Origin of the sequence: Priestia sp. Y58, from assembly GCF_029522095.1 — a bacterium.
GTDB classification, from domain to species: Bacteria; Bacillota; Bacilli; order Bacillales; family Bacillaceae_H; genus Priestia; species Priestia megaterium_E.
Window position 1 is genome coordinate 188777 of record NZ_JAKWFL010000006.1, and the last position, 20037, is coordinate 208813.

17 protein-coding genes are annotated in these 20037 nt (G+C 36.8%); 9 read left to right on the forward strand and 8 right to left on the reverse strand.

Translation table 11 applies throughout. From position 1 onward, the window contains the following. Positions 1-51: 51 nt before the first annotated feature. Positions 52-1200: a sensor histidine kinase gene (locus MMB68_RS19020; protein ID WP_025752518.1), complete on the reverse strand. Its 1149-nt coding sequence runs from the start codon at positions 1198-1200 to the stop codon at positions 52-54. A gap of 439 nt (positions 1201-1639) precedes the next feature. On the opposite strand from MMB68_RS19020, the gene MMB68_RS19025 reads away from it, so the two are divergent. Together MMB68_RS19025 and MMB68_RS19030 are read left to right on the forward strand one after the other, a co-directional pair. Continuing rightward, complete coding sequence (locus MMB68_RS19025) at positions 1640-2275, forward strand: YigZ family protein (RefSeq protein WP_221785857.1); 636 nt, start codon at positions 1640-1642, stop codon at positions 2273-2275. A gap of 196 nt (positions 2276-2471) precedes the next feature. Then, a complete protein-coding gene (locus tag MMB68_RS19030; protein ID WP_221785858.1) occupies positions 2472-3470 on the forward strand; it encodes an LCP family protein in 999 nt (332 codons plus the stop codon). Between the two features lie 38 nt (positions 3471-3508). Here the strand turns inward: MMB68_RS19030 and MMB68_RS19035 are convergent, their stop codons facing one another. Next, the gene (locus tag MMB68_RS19035; protein WP_153252761.1) at positions 3509-4561 is read right to left on the reverse strand and encodes a glycosyltransferase family 4 protein; all 1053 of its coding nucleotides are present in this window, start codon (positions 4559-4561) and stop codon (positions 3509-3511) included. A 628-nt stretch (positions 4562-5189) separates the two neighbouring features. Between MMB68_RS19035 and MMB68_RS19040 the strand changes: the two genes are divergently transcribed. Then, on the forward strand, positions 5190-5723 hold the full coding sequence (locus tag MMB68_RS19040) for an NfeD family membrane protein (protein ID WP_013059777.1): 534 nt from the start codon (positions 5190-5192) through the stop codon (positions 5721-5723). A 20-nt stretch (positions 5724-5743) separates the two neighbouring features. Further along, positions 5744-7273 carry a flotillin family protein gene (locus MMB68_RS19045; protein WP_221785859.1) on the forward strand — a complete coding sequence of 510 codons (1530 nt, stop codon included), beginning with the start codon at positions 5744-5746 and terminating at the stop codon, positions 7271-7273. 36 nt (positions 7274-7309) lie between these two features. Here MMB68_RS19045 and MMB68_RS19050 read toward each other — a convergent pair whose 3' ends face one another. From MMB68_RS19050 to galU, 3 genes are all read right to left on the reverse strand, one after another. Further along, positions 7310-8017: a WecB/TagA/CpsF family glycosyltransferase gene (locus MMB68_RS19050; RefSeq protein ID WP_277549250.1), complete on the reverse strand. Its 708-nt coding sequence runs from the start codon at positions 8015-8017 to the stop codon at positions 7310-7312. A 66-nt stretch (positions 8018-8083) separates the two neighbouring features. Further along, positions 8084-9367 carry a nucleotide sugar dehydrogenase gene (locus MMB68_RS19055; RefSeq protein WP_014457779.1) on the reverse strand — a complete coding sequence of 428 codons (1284 nt, stop codon included), beginning with the start codon at positions 9365-9367 and terminating at the stop codon, positions 8084-8086. Between the two features lie 245 nt (positions 9368-9612). Beyond that, the gene (gene galU, locus MMB68_RS19060) at positions 9613-10497 is read right to left on the reverse strand and encodes a UTP--glucose-1-phosphate uridylyltransferase GalU (protein ID WP_029319374.1); all 885 of its coding nucleotides are present in this window, start codon (positions 10495-10497) and stop codon (positions 9613-9615) included. Positions 10498-10738: 241 nt separating this feature from the next. Between galU and MMB68_RS19065 the strand changes: the two genes are divergently transcribed. The 3 genes from MMB68_RS19065 to MMB68_RS19075 all read left to right on the forward strand — a co-directional run bounded on the left by MMB68_RS19065 (position 10739) and on the right by MMB68_RS19075 (position 16268). Further along, on the forward strand, positions 10739-12301 hold the full coding sequence (locus MMB68_RS19065; RefSeq protein WP_221785861.1) for a replication initiation protein: 1563 nt from the start codon (positions 10739-10741) through the stop codon (positions 12299-12301). Further along, positions 12294-14924: a DEAD/DEAH box helicase gene (locus tag MMB68_RS19070; protein WP_221785862.1), complete on the forward strand. Its 2631-nt coding sequence runs from the start codon at positions 12294-12296 to the stop codon at positions 14922-14924. The genes MMB68_RS19065 and MMB68_RS19070 overlap by 8 nt, the downstream gene beginning before the upstream one ends. Positions 14925-15221: 297 nt before the next feature. After that, positions 15222-16268, forward strand: a complete 1047-nt coding sequence (locus MMB68_RS19075) for a C40 family peptidase (protein ID WP_221785863.1) — start codon at positions 15222-15224, stop codon at positions 16266-16268. A gap of 536 nt (positions 16269-16804) precedes the next feature. On the opposite strand, the gene ssb is transcribed toward MMB68_RS19075, so the two are convergent. Then, positions 16805-17167 carry a single-stranded DNA-binding protein gene (gene ssb, locus MMB68_RS19080; RefSeq protein ID WP_221785864.1) on the reverse strand — a complete coding sequence of 121 codons (363 nt, stop codon included), beginning with the start codon at positions 17165-17167 and terminating at the stop codon, positions 16805-16807. A 96-nt stretch (positions 17168-17263) separates the two neighbouring features. On the opposite strand from ssb, the gene MMB68_RS19085 reads away from it, so the two are divergent. Both MMB68_RS19085 and MMB68_RS19090 read left to right on the forward strand, forming a co-directional pair. Next, positions 17264-17701, forward strand: a complete 438-nt coding sequence (locus MMB68_RS19085) for a YwpF-like family protein (RefSeq protein WP_221785865.1) — start codon at positions 17264-17266, stop codon at positions 17699-17701. A 523-nt stretch (positions 17702-18224) separates the two neighbouring features. After that, positions 18225-18647: a helix-turn-helix domain-containing protein gene (locus tag MMB68_RS19090; protein WP_277549251.1), complete on the forward strand. Its 423-nt coding sequence runs from the start codon at positions 18225-18227 to the stop codon at positions 18645-18647. A 29-nt stretch (positions 18648-18676) separates the two neighbouring features. On the opposite strand, the gene fabZ is transcribed toward MMB68_RS19090, so the two are convergent. Together fabZ and MMB68_RS19100 are read right to left on the reverse strand one after the other, a co-directional pair. Continuing rightward, positions 18677-19111, reverse strand: coding sequence for a 3-hydroxyacyl-ACP dehydratase FabZ (gene fabZ, locus MMB68_RS19095; RefSeq protein ID WP_013059788.1), 435 nt, complete (start codon positions 19109-19111; stop codon positions 18677-18679). An 83-nt stretch (positions 19112-19194) separates the two neighbouring features. Then, the gene (locus MMB68_RS19100) at positions 19195-20016 is read right to left on the reverse strand and encodes a flagellar hook-basal body protein (protein WP_221785867.1); all 822 of its coding nucleotides are present in this window, start codon (positions 20014-20016) and stop codon (positions 19195-19197) included. Between the last annotated feature and the right edge of the window lie 21 nt (positions 20017-20037).

Here is a 20037-nt window from a genome sequence, read left to right on the forward strand (position 1 = left end):
CAAATGTTTTACTCTATATTGACCCCTATTTATATACATATCTCTGCCTTTTTAAGCGGCTATAATCGGTACTTTAATCATAACAAGCGTGCCTTGGTTAATTTTCGAATGAACAGAAATAGTCCCATCTAATAAATCAACACGCTCTTTCATTCCTATTAAGCCGAACGAATTCTCTTTTTTCTCTTCTTGATCAAAACCGCAGCCGTCATCTTTGACAAGCAAAATAGCGTGTTCATTGTTAAACTCTATCTTCACTTGGATTTCCGTCGCGTCTGCATGTTTTAATGCGTTCGTTACAGCTTCTTGCACTAGACGAAACAGTGCTACTTCCAATTTTGAAGCAGTTCGCTTCTCTTGTCCAATGGAAATAAACGTAATCCGAGGCTTGCCTTCGTTATAATCTTCGATTGTATCAAGATATTTACGCAGCGTCGGAATTAGACCTAAGTCGTCAAGTGCCATCGGTCTTAAATCATATATAATTCGACGCACTTCGTATAGGGCAGAACGAACCATTTTTCGTAAATCCCGAATTTCCTCCATTGCTTCTTTTGCACTACGTTCCCGGTAAATTCGGTCAATTAATTCCGATCTCATCATAACATTTGCAAGCATTTGAGCTGGGCCGTCATGAATCTCTCTTGACAAACGTTTCCGTTCCTCTTCCTGAGCTTCAATAATTCGAAAGCCAAAATACTCTTTTTGAATAGCATCTTCTACTATTTCCCCTACTTGTTTTAAATCACTTGTTAAATAATTTAACACAACGGAAATTTGACCTACTAAGTGATCTGCACGTTTAATCGTTTCTTCCAATGTAAGCAAGCGTCTTTCTAGTTCATCTCGACGATTACGCAGCTGATATTCGCTTTGCTGATTCATCAACAGCTTGGTTTGTAACTCGTGTGCTTTTTCATAAGCATCTTTTACTTCAGGCTCTGAATAAATTTGAAAATGTCTGCTCACATCTGACAAACGCTTTCGAGCCAACCTTGCCTGAGTTTCCAATTTATCGCCTTGCTCTATCGTCTCAAGAACTTTTCCTTTTAACACTTCTAACTCTTCTTTAATTTGCTGATATTCTTGTCTGGCATCTTCAGAAAGGCGATAGACTTCATTTTTACTATCTCCCACTGTGCCAATAATCTTCTCAAAAATTTCATCAAGTGCCTTGCTTGTTAATTTATGTTTCGACATTTACTCACCCCAAACTATACTCACATTCGGAGAAATGTCTATACGTTCATGCTATATATAGTATTCGTATGACCTATCTGAATTGTGAGGATAAGATCCATATTTTCTCCCTATCTGACTTTTTATATCCAAAAAGTAACGGTTGTTTTTAGTACCCTCAAACTCGACATCAATCGACGCTTGACTCGCGTTATTTGAATAGATTACCATTTACGCTCACTCTTCAACAGTGACTAACTGCCTGTTTAAATCATTTCATTATTTAGCTATACAAGCCTGCACACTCTTTTATTATAACGTATATTCTGTATAGCTTGTTCAAGTGATATTGAATTTGATTAATTGATGTCTTTTCATAAACATTTTATACTAATAGCAAGTAAACAGTACGTAAATACCCGTTTTTCTTCTATTTATAACGCTAAGGAGGATTTTTTGATTGTTATCACAATATTATACCGTAAAACAAGAAGGTTCACATGAAATCACTATTCAAAAATCTAGATTCATTTGTCATATGAAACGTGTAACAACTGAGGAAGAAGCTCAGCAATTTATCCAAGACATTAAAAAACAGCACTGGAGTGCTACTCATAACTGTTCAGCTTACCTAATTGGAGAACGAGATCAATTTCAAAAAGCAAACGATGATGGAGAACCAAGTGGAACAGCAGGCGTACCAATGTTAGAAGTGCTCAAAAAAAGAGGCTTAAAAGATACGGTGGTCGTCGTTACGCGCTATTTCGGAGGCATTAAATTGGGCGCAGGTGGCTTGGTGCGCGCATATGGGAAATCTGTTTCCGAAGCGTTAAATGAACTAGGTACAGTGAAACGAACTCTCATGGCGGTTATGCATACAACCGTCGACTATACATGGCTTGGAAAATTAGAAAATGAGCTTCGCAGTTCCGTTTATCTATTAAAAGAAATCCACTACGCAGATATGGTAGAGATTGAAACATTTGTAGAGGAAGCTCAAACAGAAGCATTTACTGAATGGATGACCGAGCTAACAAACGGCCAAGCAGATATTCGAGCAGGTGAGACGACCTATTTAGAAGAAGATGTAGAATGAATTATTTACTCTCATTAAAAAACATTGTACAATTGATAAATAGCGCAACTATTCTGATGGTTGCGCTACTTGTCAATGAGTAAAAAACCTCGTACAGATGCATAGCTTTGACGAGTTTGATTCATACATTCCAATTTATAACACATACTAAGTGTCACAATAAGTGTTCGAATATACGAATAAAAGGAGAAACCGTATGGCTCAATATAGACGTTTTCAAAAAAGAGTAAACAAACGGAAAAGAAAACGAAGGCTTTTTACATTTTTTCTGTTACCTATCCTTATTTTAGGGCTTTCTGCAACCGCTTATGGCTCTTATTTATTTGTTAAAGCTAAAACAGTAGCTTCTGATTCTTATGAAGGACTCGGAGATCGCGATAATTCTCCTATGCGTGATCGTAAAATCGATCCCAAAAAAGATGATATATCCATTTTATTTATGGGCGTAGATGATAGTGAAACCAGGAAATTCGGAAATTCAGCCCGTACAGATGCTTTAATTTTGGCAACCTTTAACGAAACAAATAAAACCGTAAAGCTTGTAAGCATACCTCGAGATTCGCGGGTTTATATACCTGAAGTGAACAAAAAAGATAAAATTACTCATGCGCATGCTTACGGAGGTCCAAAAGCAACTGTAGAAACGGTAGAACAGCTGTTTAATGTTCCTGTTGATTACTATGTTAAAGTGAATTTTAAAGCTTTCACAGACATTGTAGACTCACTTGGAGGAATCGATTTTGATGTACCTTATGCGATGAGTGAAAAGGACTCAAAAGATCGTCATAATGCCATTGTCTTAAAACCAGGAAATCAACATTTAAACGGTGAAGAAGCATTAGCCGTTGCTCGAACACGAAAACAAGACAACGATATTGAGCGTGGAAAAAGACAACAGCAGTTGATCGAAGCTATGATTAAAAAAGCTGCATCCATCGGGTCCTTAAATAAATATGGCAATCTTATTGAAGCGGTCGGCGATAATATGAAAACGAACTTAATGTTTGGTGAAATGCTTTCGTTTTATGATTATGCTTCGAAAAAAGTTGATATTGAAACCATTAACTTAAACGGTAGTGATGAAAAAATTAACGGCGTTTACTACTTCAAACTAGATAATGATTCAGTGGAAAAAGTAAGTGAAAAGCTCCGCAAGCACTTAGGCATTGAATCAACTTCAGATACAACAGAATAATTAAAAAGACCTCTTGGATATCCAAGAGGTCTTTTTAATTAATTTTTCAAACGAAGCCCACGAACCATATTGAGGATTGGCCTGTATGTCTTATCAACTAGCCCTATCTTTTCAACGATAATTTCAATCGCTACAAGGAGGATAGCTAGTACAAGAAAAGACCCCCACATTGTTTGTACCTTTGAGAAGATAACTGCCGCTAAACCAAATATCGCACTCATTCCATAAATAATTAAAACCGTTTGTCTATGGCTGTACCCTAAGCGCAACAAACAATGATGCAAATGGGATTTATCAGGAGCCGATAGCGGTTGATTTTTTACGATTCGGCGAATAATAGCAAAGAATGTATCTGAAATTGGCACCCCTAAAATGATAACTGGAACAATGAAGGAAATGACCGCTACATTTTTAAAGCCTAACAGAGACAATACAGAAATCATATAGCCTAAAAATAGTGCACCGGTATCACCCATGAAAATCTTAGCGGGGTGAAAGTTGTAAAACAAAAATCCGAGCGTACTTCCCAATACGATGAAACCCATGCTTGTCACAAACACATTGCCCATCATAATAGCCATACCCGAGATGGTAATCAATACAATAGAGGAAACGCCGGCAGCTAATCCATCCAATCCATCAATTAAATTAATAGCATTGGTAATTCCTACAATCCATAATACCGTAATTGGAATACTTAACATTCCGAATTCTAATTTTCCGCCAAACGGCAAGTTAATGAAGTCAATTTGGACTCCACCGTATACAACAACAATTAATGTCGCTATTAGCTGACCGCCTAATTTGATTTTAGCGGATAGCTCAATCATATCATCCAAGACACCGGTAATGATGATAATGATGCTTCCGATTAAAATCGGCAGCGCATATTTACTGTCAGGCTGTAAAACGAGGTATCCAATAAGAAAACTAAAAAATATCGCCAAACCTCCAAGGCGAGGCATAATTTTTTGATGAACTTTTCGTTGATTTGGTTTATCCGTTGCACCTATTTTAAACGCCAGCTTCTTAACCAGCGGAGTGATCAGAATAGATGTAATAAAACAAATAAACAAGGTCAAATATAGCATGGAGACCCTCCTCAGGTTTATGTTAACCAAAACCATAAAAAATGTATCCAACTTTATATAATTGGATAGTATTTCAAATTGCGTATCACAATAATTACTTACTTATTCCCAAAATGGATTATATCACAATGATTCTACTACTTAAATAGAAATTTATTCTCAAAAATTAGCACATTTACAAACTATCAATAGAAAAAAACTGTATTTTTTGGTGTATAAACAGCTGATTTACTTTATTGTTATGTGGTTGTTTTATGTAGAACATTTTCTTTACTATACTTTATTAAAATATAAGCGAACTCCCCCCTTTTCGTCTAATTTATTCGTCATCTCTAACTCTTTTTCCTTTTTATTAAGCATATTTAAACCTTTATTTTTATTTCACATAGCCCCACTCATTATATGAACAAACTTTTGACCTATGCATGTCCACTACTTCAAACCACATTCACTGAATCGTTGTCCTTATCTTATATCATTTAAAAGTTAAAATATAATGAAATAGACAGAGGTAAAATTAAACAAAAAAGGAATTTAATCAAAAAAATGAAACTTTTTTCGATACGGTTCGTAATACATAGTAGAAACAGCATCAATTATCTTACATAAAGGGGGTGTTGAATGAACTATGTTTGGTCTATCTGTTCAAACAGTGTATTTGTATGGATTAATTATCTGCGGAAGTCTCACCTTCTTATACATTTTATTTAGCGATTTGTTAGATGGATTATCTGAAGCGATACCTTTTTTTAACCCCACTCTTCTTTTTTCTTTTTTAACATTCTTTAGTGCCAGTGGATATTTGTTCACCTATACGTCATTGCAAAATTATTGGATTATTTCAATTTCCGCTCTTATTGCCCTTCTACTCGTTATTTTGCTCAACGTTTTTGTATTAATTCCTTTATCATCGGCTGAAGAATCTCTTGCTTTTACTGAAGATTCGTTAAAAGGAAGACTTGGTACCATTATTACTTCCGTTCCTGCAGATGGTTATGGAGAAGTATTTATCGAAGGGGTTAGCGGCACTATCTCCAAACCCGCTGCCAGCTTTAAAAACACTGCTATACCTTTAGGCAGCAAAGTGCTTGTTGTAGATATACAAAGGGGCAACGCACTCGTTGTGATTTATGAAGAAGTTATGACCAATCACTCATTATAAATAGTATTAGGGGGAGTTTTATGTTTTCAACACCTATATTAGTTGTCGTTGGAATTGTTGTTTTTTTATTAATTGCGCTGATTGCCGTATTTATTACAAAATACCGTACAGCAGGTCCGGATGAAGCGTTAATTGTAACAGGAAGCTATCTAGGAAATAAAAACGTGCACGTCGATGAATCCGGAAACCGCATTAAAATTGTTCGCGGCGGCGGTACGTTTGTGCTGCCAGTTTTTCAGCAGGCTGAGCCTCTGAGCTTGCTGTCAAGCAAACTGGAAGTATCTACACCTGAAGTATATACAGAACAAGGTGTTCCTGTTATGGCTGATGGGGTATCAATCATCAAAATTGGAGGTTCTATTTCAGAAATTGCAACGGCCGCTGAGCAGTTTTTAGGCAAAGCAAAAGAAGATCGTGAAACCGAAGCTAGAGAAGTCTTAGAAGGTCACCTTCGCTCGATTCTTGGTTCTATGACGGTAGAAGAAATTTATAAAAACCGTGAAAAATTCTCTCAAGAAGTACAGCGCGTAGCTTCACAAGATCTAGCTAAAATGGGGTTAATTATTGTATCGTTTACAATTAAAGACGTTCGGGATAAGAACGGCTATCTAGAATCTCTAGGGAAACCTCGTATTGCTCAAGTTAAGCGAGATGCTGACATTGCAACAGCTGAAGCTGAAAAAGAAACAAGAATCAAGCGTGCTGAGGCTCATAAAGATGCCCAAAAAGCGGAGCTTGAGCGAAATACAGAAATCGCGGAAGCTGAAAAGATGAATCAGTTAAAAACCGCTGAATATCGTCGCGAACAAGATATTGCCAAAGCTCGTGCTGACCAAGCATATGATCTAGAAACGGCTCGCGCAAAACAAGATGTAACAGAACAAGAAATGCAAATCCGCATTATTGAACGCCAGAAACAAATTGAATTAGAAGAAAAAGAAATTCTTCGTCGTGAACGTCAATACGATTCTGAAGTAAAGAAGAAAGCAGATGCAGATCGTTACTCTGTTGAGCAATCCGCAGAAGCTGAAAAAGCAAAACAGCTTGCTGAAGCAGACGCCAACAAATATCGAATTGAAGCAATGGCTAAAGCTGAAGCTGAACGCGTTCGAATTGATGGTTTAGCAAAAGCTGACGCTCAGCGTGCCCAAGGTGAATCTGAAGCTGATATTATCCGCTTAAAAGGTTTAGCAGAAGCAGAAGCTAAACAAAAAGTTGCGGAAGCATTCGAGCAGTTTGGTCAAGCGGCTATTTTAGATATGATTATCAAAATGCTTCCTGAATATGCAAAACAAGTTGCAAGTCCTTTAGCAAATATTGATAAAATTACGGTTGTGGATACAGGAGGCAACGGTGAAAGCAGCGGAGCTAATAAAGTGACTGGTTATGCAACAAACTTAATGTCTTCTCTTCAAGAATCGCTGAAAGCATCCTCAGGTATAGATGTAAAGGAATTGATTGAAAACTTTTCTGGAAAAGGAAATGTGCGACAAAGCTTGCACGAACTAACGGATGAAATCAAGCAACAAAACAAAAAAGAAGATATCTAAAAATAAAAAGCATGCGGATATAATCCGCATGCTTTTTTAACCTCTTAACACTCTAAGAAGAAACCTAGGCAATTCTAACTGACGCTTCCATCTCCATGGTTCTTTTAAGAGTCGATAAAGCCACTCTAAACCAAATTTTTGAAAAACAGCCGGTGCCCGGTTCAAGCGTCCTGAAATAACATCAAACGAGCCGCCTACGCCTTGATAAACAGAAGGATTAAGTTTCTCTTTATGAGCAATAATCCAATTTTCTTGCGCTGGACTGCCTAAAGCGACAAACACAATTTCTGCTCCTGAATCATTAATCGTACGTTCAATGACTTCTTCATTTTTTTCATAGCCATCTAATGTTCCAACAATTAAAATCCCTGGAAACATCTCTTCCAACTTAGCTTTGGCTTCATCTGCAATGCCAGGCTTGGCTCCGTATAAAAAAATTCTTTTACCGTTATTTGTTGCTTCTTTGCACAGCTTCAGCATCATATCAATACCCGTTACACGCTCACGAATACGTCCCTTTTTGAGCTTTGAAGCTAAAATCACACCGATTCCATCTGGAATTTGATAAGTCGCCTGGTTTAATAGTAACTTTAATTCCTTGTCTTCTTGTGCTTTCATAATTTTTTCAGGGTTGATTGCTACAATAAATGATTTTCGGCCTTTATCTATATCCTGAAGTAACTTTACCGCTAGCTCATCGTACGTGTCGCTACAAACGTCTATTCCTAAGATGTTTTCCTTCATTAAATCACCCGTATGTTGATTTTTTAGTTTTTTACAAACGAAAGACAGGCTGTTCAGCCCGTCTTTTTATAAAGTAGAAACTTTTGAATCACCAAGTAACACTACGTCAAAGCCTGCTGCTTTCCATTGATCACGCTGAATGCAGTTTTTCGTATCAAAAATAACTTTTGTACGCATATGATTTTCAACAGCTGATGGAAGAAGCTCTTTGAACTCATTATGATCTGTTAAAATAAGAATCACATCCGCATGTGCAACAGCTTCATCCAAACTTTGCGTTTGACGTTCGATTTTATTCTCTTTGATATGAGGATCAAATGCTGTGTAATCAACACCTAGCTTTTCTAAGTGATGAAGCACATCCGTTGATGGACTTTCACGCATATCATCAATATTTCCTTTAAAAGCTAAACCTAAAACAGCTACACGTCCATGTTGAATGCCCTTTTCATCTAGTAGGCTTTTCGTTTTTAACGCTGTATATTCAGGCATTGAATCATTTGTCTGACGAGAAAGAGAAATAATTTTCGCAAGTTCTGGCTGAAGCTCCGTTAAGAACCAAGGGTCAACAGCAATACAGTGGCCGCCTACACCAGGACCTGGTAAGTGGATGTTTACACGTGGATGATAGTTCGCTAATTTAATCGCTTCCCACGCATTTACACCAATTTTTTCACTGATTTTTGCCAGCTCGTTTGCAAAGGCAATGTTCACATCACGATATGTGTTTTCAATTACTTTCACCATTTCAGCTGTTGTAGCATCCGTTACGTGAATATTTCCTTTTACAAATGTTTTATAAAGCTCAACAGTCAAGCGACTGGACTCTTCGTTAATACCACCGACAATACGGTCATTATTTACTAGTTCCTCAAATACCTTTCCTGGAATAACACGTTCAGGTGAGTGAGAAACAAATAACTCACTGCCTAATTCTAAACCAGTTTCTTTTAGCACAGGTAGCATAACGTCTTCTACTGTACGCGGAGGAACTGTGGATTCTAAAATAACTAAATTTCCTTTACGAACGTAAGGAACAATTGATTTTGTCGCTTCTCGAACATAGTTCAAGTTTGCCGTTTTATCTTCATTAATTGGTGATGGTACAGCAATAATAAAAATATCCGCCTCTTCAGCTGTTGTGCCTACCGTGAAGTGGCCGTTGTCAACTGCTGATTCTAAACGTTCTTGTAAGCCGTTTTCTTCTATATGAAGCTGCTTATTTTTAATTAATTCTACTGCTTTTTCATTTACGTCGACACCATGTACATATAGGCCGTGATTGGCAAACATAACAGCTGTCGGTAAACCTATATATCCTAAACCAACTACACACAATTTCTTTGTCATTGCAGAAAATCTCCTTTATATGACATGCTTAATAAATAAAACCTATCTGATATTATATCGAAAAATGTCATTTCATGATAGCATTTATATAAAAACATGAAATAATTTCTTTTACTTATTATTATGTAACATTTTATGAGAATTCATCAATAAACGATATAACCATCTTTTGTACAACGGGCTCTAACCCAAAAGAACTATTGAAAATCTCCATGATTCCCAATAGTTCCCTTAGTAAATATATTTTACATATGCCCTTCTTTTTCGACAATTTCTCTAAAATAGCTCACTAACTCTTCTCGCAGCGGTTCTCTTTGCAGAGCTAAATCAATTGTTGCTTTAATAAATCCAAATTTATCTCCAACATCATAACGTTTTCCTTCAAAATAATAAGCAAGAACACGTTGGAATTCATTCAGACGTAAAATAGCATCTGTTAATTGAATTTCTCCTCCTGCGCCAATCTCTTCTCTGCTTAAGATATCAAAAATTTCCGGTGTTAAAATATAGCGCCCCATAATTGCATAGCCTGAAGGGGCCTCTTCTGGATTCGGTTTTTCAACGAGCGTTTCTACGTCTAATAATCCTTTTTCAAGAGGCTCTCCTTTAGGACCTACAATTCCGTACTTTGAAGTTTCTTTTCTAGGCACCTCTTGTACACCAACTACAGCGCATTCATATTTTTCGTATACGTCCATTAACTGTTTCAAACAAGGTGTTTCTGATTGAACTACATCATCGCCTAGCATAACAGCAAAAGGTTCATCTCCGATAAAACTTCTTGCACAGTGAATGGCATGACCTAATCCTTTAGGTTCCTTTTGACGAATGTAGTGAACATTAGCCAAATTCGAAATTCCCTGCACTTCTTCGAGCATGTCCCACTTTTCCTTTGCGGCTAATGTTTCTTCTAACTCATATGATTTATCAAAATGGTCTTCGATTGCTCGTTTTCCGCGACCGCTTACAATTAGAATATCTTCAATACCTGATGCTACTGCTTCTTCCACAATGTATTGAATCGTTGGTTTATCTACAATTGGCAGCATTTCTTTAGGCTGTGCTTTTGTAGCCGGCAAAAAGCGTGTCCCTAATCCAGCTGCTGGAATAATAGCTTTACGAATTTTCACTTACTTTTCCTCCTGTCAATGTCAATCGTGCTTATTGGTTATAGTATAGTAAGTCTGCGATTGAGTATGTACACAAAGTCATGTTGAATCCATTTCTTTTTATAAAGAGTCATGTTGGATTCTGCTTTATCATAACAAAAGATTTTGTATAATTCTATTTTTATCATTTATAATGAAAAGAAAATTAATCACTTATAAATATAATTTTATGCTCCACTTATGTATAGAAAGGAATGGGATTATGAGTTCGTTTTCAGATCACTTACAGCACCAATTTATACATCATTTCCCGTACAGTGATGCACGCTATCGTACGAATGCCCAAGCAGGACTAGACCTTTACCGTACCCATTCATTCTTCATTTTGCACAATGATGAACAGATATTAAACGTTAAAATCGATTCGTTTTATGTTGAACTAAACAAGCAGCTGCTCCCTGAAAGTACCTGTTCTTGTCAGTATAACGGATTTTGTGAACACTGCTTTGCAGCGTTTTTTTATATGTATTCATTAATAGAACCGCTTGCGCCCCTATTCAAAGAATGGCGAAACCATGAAAAAGCAGCTTTGACTATGCTATCTGCCAAACAAGTGTTAAAAAAGCCGAAGGCAACTTTTCAAGAGTGGAGACAAACTTTTGAGGAGCAGTATACGCTTTTTATGCAGGGGCGGAACGAAAATGACCGTTCCATTTATCACGAATATTATCAGTACTATTACCGTTCTTTAGTGAAAAAGGCTCCTGAGCATCCATTGCTTTATGCTTTATTTTGTATGTATGGAGCGGTTCATACATTCTATAAACTATCAGCTCAATTACAGGCACATCAGCTTTCTACTAACATCGAGGAATCATTTGTATATAGTCACGTCTACAAAATAACAAATGAAATTTATGCTACCGCTGATTCATTAAAGCAAATGAAATACGATGGAGATGCATTATCTATTGTAAAGGACAGCATCCCATACATCCGAGAATTATTGCATAAAGATATGCCTTTACAATATGAACGTATTGAGATTTATCGCGTTATTTGGCAAAAAATCTTCACGTTAGAAAAGTGGCGAAAAACTGAGGAAAGCGAATTAAAAGCTAAGCACGGTTCTTTTATAAACAATACAGCTCTTTCCTATCTTTTATTCCTTCAAGAAAAAGATGGCGAAGCAAAAGAACGTTTGAGCGATGAAACACTACAAATGATTCCCTATCTTATTCCTTGGTTAAATGATTTATTGCACGAAAAAGAAACTGACCGCTTTGCTCAGTGGGGCTCTTATATAATGACCTATATAGGAGATTACGTACGCACCGTTCCGACTACTTATCAAGGAAGCCGAAACATGGTCTCCATGATTGTAAATTTATTTCAGCACTATAAAGACTTAACGAACGACCAAACTTTGTATACTGAAGCATTGCAAACATTACTTCCCTATAGTTTTATTGAATACAGTGATTTTCTATATGCTTCTGACCAATTGAAAAAGTGGGTTGAATTACAGGTGCTTCTTCAATATGACAGTATCAAATATGACGAGCAAACGATAGAAGCCTTAAAACAAAAAGATGAAAAGCTGGTTATTCCTCTTTATCATCAAATGATTTCAAAGCTGATTTATGAAAAAAAGAAAAGCAGTTATCAAGAAGCCTATATCTACTTACAAGAATTAAAGAGACTTTATCTACAAATGAATCGCTCTCTACTATGGGAACATTATATGGAAGAATTAGCGATAAAAACGAAGAAACAGCGCGCGTTTCAACAACTATTAGAAAAAGGAGATTTACTGAATGTTTGATTTGTTTCATTTAACACTTGAAGTCGAACCTGTACACGGTGACTTTTTTCTCTACTGTGTATCACCTAGCGGCCAAATTTTGCTCCCTGATACATGGAAAGATGCGCTGTTTCTATGGCATGAACAGACCTATTACGGAAGCGAAGCTACACAGGTTGAGATTAATGGAAAAAAAGGAATTCTTCTTTCTGCATGGCAAATGTTCACTTTCATACAATTACCTATTCAACAGCATGTGTTGAAACCGGCTTTGTCCGCTTCAGCGGAAGCTTATCAGCAAATTGCAGTCGATATGACAAAGAGGATTATCCAAGGGAAATTTCATTCTCTTCCTTTAAAAAAACAAATGACTGGATCGCTTTCACAAGCTGATGAGCAAGAGTGGCGAGCACAAATTAAAGAGAGCCTATTAAAAAAAGAAGGAAAGGACTTTTTAATAAGCATAGAAGGCGAGAGCTATAATCCTCCCTTTGACCTTTCATTGCGTATTGTAGAGCCAGCGACCGATGGAGATGTATGGACGGCTGAAACATTCGTGATTCCCCACGATGAAGCTAAAGAACCTTTTATGCTGGGAAGAACGCTTCCTAAAGAGTGGAATCACTACGAGTCATATATCGCTTACGAACACGAACGATGGAAAACATTGGCTCCTACTTTATACCAAAAAGGAGCGTTTATTCAGTCTGTCCTAACAGATGAGGAAGTATGGGAATTTCTAACTCAAGATAGTGCAGCATTGATTAAACAAGGCGTCTCTATCCATTTGCCAAGCTGGTGGGAATCATTAAAAAAAGCCACCATAAAAGTATCTGGCGCTATAGAAAATACTTCATCTGCATTGTTTGGTAAACAAGCTATCAGCAGCTTCCGCTGGTCATTTTCTATTGGCGATCAAACTTTCTCAGAAGAAGAGTTTCGGAAATTAGTCGAACAAAAACGCCGATTATTATCTATTAACGGACAGTGGATTAGACTGGATTCTAGATTAATTAAACAAGCGCAGAAAATTGTTAAAGAAGCTAGTAAAAAAGGCGTCTCAATTCATGAAATTTTAAAAACGAAGCTAACCTACTTGGCAGACAGTAAAACTGATGAAGAAGAGGTAAAAGTTGAGTTCCAACTCCCCGCTTCCTTTCAATCATTTATTACATCCTTAACGGATTTAGAACGGCTGCCGGAAGTGCTGCCTTCCTCTGAATTTAAAGGTGCATTAAGACCTTATCAGCAGCAAGGTTTGAATTGGCTCATGTTTCTAAGAAAGTTTAACTTAGGAGGATGTCTAGCAGATGACATGGGGCTAGGTAAAACCATTCAATTGATTAGTTATTTAACAAATATTCATCAGTTACATAGCTCTCCTTCTCTTATCGTTTGCCCAACTTCTTTAATTGGAAACTGGGAAAAAGAATTACAAAAATTTTCCCCTTCTCTTCGTGTTCATGTTCATTACGGACCGAAAAGAACCAACGGATACGCATTTGAGAAGATATGTGAAAGTACTGACGTTGTGATCACGACTTATCAAGTTGCTCTTTTAGATGTCGAATTGTTGAAAGGGTTTATGTGGAACAGCATTTCCTTAGACGAAGCACAACATGTTAAAAACCCGCAGACTAAACAGGCGAGAGCCATCCGTCAGCTGCAAGGAAGACACAAAATTGCGCTTACTGGAACTCCAATTGAAAACCGTCTGCTGGAACTATGGTCATTATTTGAATTCATCAATCCTGGTTACTTAGGAACAATCAATTCATTTAAAAACCGATTTGTAGCCGGCATTGAAAAAGGCGAGAAACCTGAACGAGCTGTTGAGCTTAAAGCACTCATTCAACCTTTCTTATTGAGAAGAACAAAACAAGATAAAAACATCGCCCGCTCACTGCCTGATAAACAAGAACAAAAAGAATATATCCCGCTGACAGCGGAACAAGCTTCACTTTACCAAGAGCTAGTTCAAGGAATGCTTCAAGAAACAGAGGAAAAAACAGGATTTGAACGAAAAGGCATGATTTTGCAAACACTAAATAAGCTAAAATTATTATGCAATCATCCAGCTTTGTACTTAAAGGAAAGTCCATCTAAACAAACGGTAAGGCGATCTCATAAGAGTGAAAAGATTATTGAACTCGTAGAGAGCATTCGCACACAGCAAGAAAGCTGTTTAATCTTTACTCAATATATTGAAACAGGACTCATGCTGCAAAGAACCTTAGAAAAAGAAATCAACGAGCCGGTTTTATTTCTTCACGGAAGTTTGTCAAAAGAACAAAGAGATGAAATGGTTGCTCAATTTCAAGCAAGAAAAAAAGCCATCTTTATCCTTTCTCTTCGCGCAGGTGGAACTGGATTGAATTTAACAGCTGCAAATCACGTTATTCATTTTGACCGATGGTGGAACCCAGCCGTTGAAAACCAAGCAACCGATCGGGCTCATCGAATTGGGCAGAATAAATTTGTTCATGTTCATAAGTTTATTACAAGAGGAACGATTGAAGAAAAAATTGATGAAGTGATCAATCAAAAACAACATCTAAACAATGAACTCATCCAAGGAGATCAATGGGTAACAGAACTTTCTAATAAAGAACTACAAGAGCTTCTTGCGTACAGAAATGAATAAGAAAAATTATAAAATGTGTTAAAACGTTACTAAAAAGAGGACTTTTTTACTTGTCCTCTTTTTTTATTAGATCATTCGACACAAAAAAATAAGTGTAAATCATTCTACAGCTACTAATAAAGATACAAAAAGCACAATAAATAGCGTTTTTTGAATAAAAAGGTATTTTTATAGCGAAAAAGACCCTTTACTTTCTCTTTAAATTCCAGCATATTTATACATATAATATTTTTGTAATTTAATAGACATATTGGAAAAATAAACACGAAATATTTACATAATTAGGGGGATTTATTGATGAAAAAAAGGCAGCTCGCTTTATCTCTAGGCGCCATTGTTGGCGGGACATTTTTATATCAAGCTTCAGCTGAAGCATCTGCTTCAACTGTTCAAGTGAAAGCTGGAGATACACTTTGGTCATTATCTACCAAATACCATACAACGGTAGAAGCTTTAAAAAGCGTAAATAAGTTATCTTCAAATACAATTCGTGTAGGACAAACGTTATCGATTCCTTCTGCTTCAACCTCTCAACCATCTAATAAGGAAGAAAAGCCTTCAGCTCCTGCTACTGGTTCAACCTATAAAGTTCAAAGCGGCGATACCCTTTGGAAAGTTGCTACTCGTTTTAATATGAGCGTAGAAGAATTAAAACGTTTGAACGCTCTTTCTTCTAACATTATTTATATTAACCAAACGTTAAAAGTAAATGGAAGCAATAGCGCATCAACTCCAACTACGAGTAAACCAGCAGAAACTCCTTCTAAGGATGCAAACGGAACTTACAAAGTTCAGCGTGGAGATAGCCTATCTAAAATAGCTTCGACATTTCACATGAGCATCAGTGAGCTAAAACAAATAAACGGATTAACGTCTAATACGATTTATGTAAATCAACAATTAAAGGTATCAAAAAGCAGCCAAACAACTACGCCAACAACAAAACCAAGTACATCTACACCTTCAACTTCTAACGGAACATTAAATGTATCGCAAATGATTTCAGATGCAAAACGTTATATAGGTGTTCCTTACAAATGGGGTGGTACAACTCCTTCTGGTTTTGACTGCAGCGGATTCATTTATTACGTAACGAAACAACAAATTTCTACAACGCGCTATACGACGGCTGGTTATTGGAGTGTATCAACACCCGTGAGTAATCCACAGCCTGGAGACTTAGTGTTTTTTAATACATATTCTAGCGGTCCTACACATATGGGCATTTACCTTGGTAATCGTCAATTTATTCATGCTGGATCTTCTACGGGTGTAACCATTGCAAGCTTAGATAACAGCTACTGGAGCAAGCGCTACTTAGGTGCAAAAAGATTTTCTAAATAATTGATAGAAGCTGAAACAAAATTATGTTAGTTGAAGGAAGATCCGAACGAGTTTAATTCTTGATGGAGAATCAAACTCGTTCGGATCTTTTCATTGGTAGGGTAGACGTAGGTTTCATATGTGTAGGTGCTTCTAGCTGTTAAGTGGAGGGCAAAGCGAAGACTCCTGCGAGAAAAGCAGAATAGATGAGACCGTGCGCAAGTGACGAGGAGGCTCATCGGCCGCCTGCGGAAAGCGAAGTCTTGCACGGAAATCAACAGTGGTGTAACAAGTGACCTATACTAGCTCATCCCATTTGTTTGTCTTTAAATTGCATTGATTCAGTTACGTCTCAATTTCTTATATACAGAAAAAAACCGTTAAATGATTTAACGGCTGAAATAGAGGAATAGTTCGGGGATAGTAAATACTTTAATTTTCTCTCTTGAGAATATAGAAAGAGCCTTGCTCTTAAAGAGGATCTATCTTCTATTATGATAGATAAGAGGACTTAGAACCTTAGCTGAATTAATCACCCCCTTTCATGCTAGATAACTTTATTCTTCTTGTTGATTTGAATCAAATGAAGAAGAACTGGATGGCTTTCCACTTAAAAACTTAACAGCATCAGCCACAACGTCGGTCATATATACTCGTTGCTGAAGATTATTTTCAAATGTGCGCGTTTGTACACGCCCTACCACACCTATAACCGCTCCTTTATCACAGTAAGCAGCCGTATTTTCTGCATTTTTTCTCCACAGAGTAATGTTGACAAAATCAGCATCATATTCACCTTCAACATTTCGAAACGTTCGATTAATTGCTAAAGTAATAGTAGATACTGCAATCCCTTCATGGGTATATCGAAGCTCAGGTTTTTTTGTCAGTCTTCCTACAAGAACAATATGGTTAATCATAGCCTACCACTCCAACTGATTGAATAATGGGAATCTTTAAGCTCATTCATGTTATAATATGGATAACCTACTATTTACGTAAAGGAGGAAACATCAATGAAAACATTTAAACTTGTGTCATTTCAATTGGTTGATGATCAAGAAAAACGTCAGTCTGTCTCACTAACTAATGGCCTTATTATTAATAAAGAAGACGGCGAAAATAACTGGATTTTAGAAGCAGTTATCGATAAGAAATGGTACGATGAATTTCATGTTTTGTTGAAAGATAAACGAAAAGTGACGGTAGAAGCTAAAATTACGAAAGAAACAAATGATCCGGCTACCTTTATAGCTACCGTGGCTTCCATCACTTCAATTGGTGAAAATCGTATTAGTTTGTTGATGAAAGGTGTTTTAAAAGAACGGAGACTCCATTATGCTGAAATGCTCTTAGAGGATTTAATTAACCAAGGGTTATCAGGTCAAGATTTACTTCAACAGTTCAAACTGCAGCTTCGAAACAGACCGATAAAAAGTACATCTAAAAAATAAGTCAAGTCATCTCAAGGTGTCTGGATTTAAAAGAGAGGATTATTGTTTGCGGTCTTTTTCGTTGGTCCATGAGAAGGGTAAAGAAAAGAGAACTCACTGGAGAGGTACCTTTCTTTTTTTCCTAAAAATAAATGAGCACACCTAGAACGTTTGAAGCGATTATCTCTTATGCGAGCGCCTTGCCTTTTCAAATAAAAATTTGTCATTTTTTCACTCCTTTTTCTTTGTAATTCGTATATTAATGCATTTTTCCCCGTTATTCAACCATTTTTTTCAATATACCGAACAAAAAATAGGATTTTTTTACTATAAAAACCTCTATTTTTGTTCTTTTTTTTATATCTATGCAGAAAAATGAATCTTTTTAGAGAAAAAAAAGAAATAAAAACAGGTTTTATTCCCTTTATTACAGAAGGTAAAGTGTATATGTTTCATATTGTGCAAATTCAGCATGTTACAAAGAACATGAACTACATTCGAACAATAAGACATATACTTATCTTTACGAAATCAGGTGATGCATATGAAAAATTTGGGAGAAAAAATTAAACATTTCAGACTAAAAGGAGGGTTTTCACAAGAAGAATTAGCAAATCAGTTGAATGTTTCTCGTACAACTATTTCAAAATGGGAATGTTCGAAACAAACACCTTCCATTTTTGATTTTCTATCTCTATGTAATTGTTTTCAAATTACGCTGGACCAACTTATTGAGCCTTCCTCTTATAAACAAGATTATTTACATGACTTCCAACTTCTTTACTTAACAAGAAAACGTGAATCGGATTCACAAGACTATACCATTTTAACCCTCATAGATAAACAGCCCTTATTGAAACATGTGCTCTTACAATTTTCATCTCTGTCACCAACTCTTCAAAAAGAGTTGCTAACGGATATTATACCTTTATTAAAGAAACTTTTTTCTGCTTTGCAGCGCCAATAAAAAAAAGCTGCATCAGCAGCTCTTATGTACTATTCTTTTTTATCGCCTAAAGCAAACATAATATCTGTTTCGCAGACTAACTCTCCATCTACAGTTGCGATACCTTTTCCTTTGCCAATAGATCCACGCGCACGTACAATTTCAACCTCTAAACGCAGTTGATCACCGGGTCTTACTTGCTTTTTAAAACGGCAGTTGTCAATGCCTGCAAAAAATGCTAAACGTCCTTGGTTTTCTTCTTTTTTTAGCATAGCTACTGCTCCTACCTGAGCCAAAGCTTCTACAATTAAAACCCCTGGCATCACAGGATAGTCAGGGAAATGCCCGTTAAAAAATTCTTCATTGGCAGATACGTTTTTTAAACCAACTGCTTTTTTTCCCTCTTCCACTTCTAAAATACGATCGACCAATAAAAATGGATATCGGTGTGGAATAATTTCTTTAATTTGTTCAATATCAAGCATAAATAAGTCTCCTTTCAAACCGCATGTAACATACGATACTATTATCAATATACAGAATGCTCAATTGAGAAGCAACTACTTGCTTAAGCTCTGATTCCATTCACCAAGCCCATCATTTGATCTGCAATTGAAATAGAGCGGGAATTAAATTGATACGCACGTTGAGCAATGGACATATCAGTGAGTTCTTTGCTCAAATCTACATTTGACTGTTCCAATTTCCCTTGCTCTACGCCTGCTGTTCCTCGAGCTTTCCCAGTCAAATCTGTAAACATATTCGGTTGGTTCATCCCAGCTGGAAAGGCAAATAGATTTTCTCCTTTAGCTTCTAGCACCTGCGGTTTTTGGACATTTGTTAACCCAAGGGTAAACTGGTCAACGCCTGTATTCGTAGTAACTGTTATCGTTCCACTTCCATCAATTTGTATATCTTTGAACGCGTTACTGAAAATAATAGCTTGACCATTTTCCCCCAGCACATCCTGACCAGAACCGTTTACTAATTTAACATTGTTCGGGCCTTCAGGGCTAAGATGAAAAGAACCATCTCGCGTATATTGTACAGGCTGTTGGGAATCGTTTACGGCAACTTGAAAATAAACGTTTGGATTTGATGCAGCTACGTCTAATAGTTTATCTGTGTTCTGAAAAGCACCTTGCGTCATATTCAAGCTCGTTTGATCTAAATAAGCGCCTGTACCTTGCCGAATTCCGGCTGGCGTAAGCCGCTTTTCTGTTCCTTTATCTTCTTGATTGTTTACTTGTTGATACAGCATATCATTAAATGAAGCATCTCTTGATTTATATCCTGTCGTATTTGTATTAGATAGATTATGACCAATGACATCAAGCTGCTGCTGCAGCTGTCCCATCGTATTAGCCGCTGTTATCATTGTACGGTTCATCCTTCTCATCTCCCCTGTTGC

Bases quoted from the DNA above. Each gene is read 5' to 3' on its own strand.
- MMB68_RS19075 (WP_221785863.1), top strand. From the start codon at position 15,222: ATGAAAAAAAGGCAGCTCGCTTTATCTCTAGGCGCCATTGTTGGCGGG.
- MMB68_RS19055 (WP_014457779.1), bottom strand. From the start codon at position 9,367: ATGACAAAGAAATTGTGTGTAGTTGGTTTAGGATATATAGGTTTACCG.
- MMB68_RS19050 (WP_277549250.1), bottom strand. From the start codon at position 8,017: ATGAAGGAAAACATCTTAGGAATAGACGTTTGTAGCGACACGTACGAT.
- MMB68_RS19035 (WP_153252761.1), bottom strand. From the start codon at position 4,561: ATGCTATATTTGACCTTGTTTATTTGTTTTATTACATCTATTCTGATC.
- MMB68_RS19090 (WP_277549251.1), top strand. From the start codon at position 18,225: ATGAAAAATTTGGGAGAAAAAATTAAACATTTCAGACTAAAAGGAGGG.
- MMB68_RS19065 (WP_221785861.1), top strand. From the start codon at position 10,739: ATGAGTTCGTTTTCAGATCACTTACAGCACCAATTTATACATCATTTC.
- ssb (WP_221785864.1), bottom strand. From the start codon at position 17,167: ATGATTAACCATATTGTTCTTGTAGGAAGACTGACAAAAAAACCTGAG.
- MMB68_RS19100 (WP_221785867.1), bottom strand. From the start codon at position 20,016: ATGAACCGTACAATGATAACAGCGGCTAATACGATGGGACAGCTGCAG.
- MMB68_RS19045 (WP_221785859.1), top strand. From the start codon at position 5,744: ATGTTTTCAACACCTATATTAGTTGTCGTTGGAATTGTTGTTTTTTTA.
- fabZ (WP_013059788.1), bottom strand. From the start codon at position 19,111: ATGCTTGATATTGAACAAATTAAAGAAATTATTCCACACCGATATCCA.
- MMB68_RS19085 (WP_221785865.1), top strand. From the start codon at position 17,264: ATGAAAACATTTAAACTTGTGTCATTTCAATTGGTTGATGATCAAGAA.
- MMB68_RS19030 (WP_221785858.1), top strand. From the start codon at position 2,472: ATGGCTCAATATAGACGTTTTCAAAAAAGAGTAAACAAACGGAAAAGA.
- MMB68_RS19040 (WP_013059777.1), top strand. From the start codon at position 5,190: ATGTTTGGTCTATCTGTTCAAACAGTGTATTTGTATGGATTAATTATC.
- MMB68_RS19070 (WP_221785862.1), top strand. From the start codon at position 12,294: ATGTTTGATTTGTTTCATTTAACACTTGAAGTCGAACCTGTACACGGT.
- MMB68_RS19020 (WP_025752518.1), bottom strand. From the start codon at position 1,200: ATGTCGAAACATAAATTAACAAGCAAGGCACTTGATGAAATTTTTGAG.